The following is a 1,865-nucleotide window of genomic DNA, read 5'->3' on the forward strand; positions in this document are numbered from 1 at the left end:
TGGCGCTATTTTTGTTGATTTAGTGGGAGGCGCAGTCGGTCACAGACGTAAGTTTGGTGGTGGTAAAGGTCAGGCAATTGCTAAAGCGGCAGGTTTAAACAAAGGTGCAACGCCAACTATTCTTGATGGTACAGCAGGCTTAGGGCGTGACGCATTTGTATTGGCTTCGTTGGGCTGTAAAGTGCAGATGGTAGAGCGACATCCAGTTGTGGCTGCATTATTGGATGACGGCCTGCAGAGAGCAAAAAAAGACCCAGATATCGGCGGTTGGGTTAGCGAACGTATGAAGTTGATTCACGCTTCAAGTCACGATGCGCTGGATAAACTTAGCAACGACCCTAACTTCGAACAGCCTGATGTGGTGTACCTCGATCCTATGTACCCACACCCAGAGAACAAGAAGAAGTCGGCTTTGGTTAAGAAAGAGATGCGAGTATTCCAATCTTTGGTTGGCGCCGATCTGGATGCCGATGGCTTGTTTGAGCCTGCGATGAAGCTGGCAACTAAGCGCGTTGTGGTCAAAAGACCGGATTACGCAGCATGGTTAGACGAGCAAAAACCGAGCATGGCAATCGAAACTAAAAAGAACCGTTTTGATGTGTATGTGAAAGCATCAATGACTTAGAGACACGCTAAGAAAATTTCCCGTCATAAATACGATAAATCACCATTTAACACTTGCGATAGTCGCGTTACGGATGTATATCTAACTAAGAATCATTATTATTCTTAGCTGGAGTTGTAGCATGGCTAAACGCTTTTGTAAGTTAAACCGTCGAGATATCACTGAACACCTAGGAGAGATCCACAGCTTGGTTACTGAACCTAAATTTGTGTGTCGTTCTTGTGCGCGTTCTTCGGCGGATCAAGCGAACCTATGCAAACCAACCGCAATTCCACCTCTTGGCTGTCAAAATAAACCCGTTGAAGAAAAAGCCGCATGCGGCCTACTAGCGGAAACATTACCTGCACCCGAGTTATCGCTTGCGGAAATCAGCGAGACAATTGAGCCGAGCGTACAAATGTTCGATCCAGCCGCTGCTGATATTGCCCCTAATGTTGTAGATAAAAATGCATCACAGAAAAAAGCCAAACTGAAAAAACGAATCGCTAATGCGAGTGGTGATGAAAAAGCCGACCTCAAGCGAGCGAAGAAAGCGGCTAAGAAACAAGAGAAGTACAACAAAAAGCTCGCGAAGATGATTAAGAAGCAGCAAAAGCTGTTTAAGAAAAGTCAAAAACTGGAAAGTAACCTTGAACGTATCAACCTACAACTTGATGACGTCGCTTTCACTGAAACCAAGACTCAGGTAGTGAGCCATAGTCACATTCACTGAAACTGGTACGGATAACTTATTGCTACAACGATGATTTAAAAAGAGCGACCTAAGGTCGCTCTTTTGCTTTTTGGGGTTATCAGAGCTAACTCATTTAGCTCTGCTCACTTAGCTTAGTTTAGTTCACTTAGCTCAGTGAAAGCGGTTAGGCGTTGCTTGTGGATCTCGCAACACGCTTTTTCACCCATGTCTCGTTGACGAATAGAGAGAACAAGATAACCGCGCCGCCAATGGCCAATCGAATCAAGTCGACGTCTCTGTTCCAAATAAGGATGTTCACTACAAGGCCGGCTGGAACTAAGGCGTTGTTCATTACAGCCAGTGCACCAGCATTCACCATGCATGCACCTTTATTCCACATAAAGTAACCTAGCCCCGAAGCAATCAAGCCAAGATAAATCAGGATGCCCCATTGAAGAGTGGTTGTTGGCAGCTTCTCAGGGTTACCTAAGAGTATGAAAGCAACCGAAGCGACGCATAACGCACCCAAATAGAAGTAACCAAATACTGTGCGCTGAGGTAACTCTG

General features: G+C 45.5%; 2 protein-coding genes and 1 pseudogene. 2 read left to right on the top strand and 1 reads right to left on the bottom strand.

What is annotated here, in order from left to right; genetic code table 11:
- A partial coding sequence (locus AB4653_RS26285; protein ID WP_372105697.1) for a class I SAM-dependent methyltransferase occupies window positions 1–625 on the top strand: 625 nt, incomplete at its 5' end.
- Window positions 626–746: 121 nt separating this feature from the next.
- On the top strand, window positions 747–1,337 hold the full coding sequence (locus AB4653_RS26290; protein ID WP_017103434.1) for a hypothetical protein: 591 nt from the start codon (window positions 747–749) through the stop codon (window positions 1,335–1,337).
- A 145-nt stretch (window positions 1,338–1,482) separates the two neighbouring features.
- Here AB4653_RS26290 and AB4653_RS26295 read toward each other — a convergent pair.
- Window positions 1,483–1,865, bottom strand: a pseudogene (locus tag AB4653_RS26295) (EamA family transporter); the annotation flags it as partial.

This window comes from Vibrio sp. 10N.222.48.A3, assembly GCF_041475345.1.
Taxonomy (GTDB): Bacteria; Pseudomonadota; Gammaproteobacteria; order Enterobacterales; family Vibrionaceae; genus Vibrio; species Vibrio tasmaniensis_A.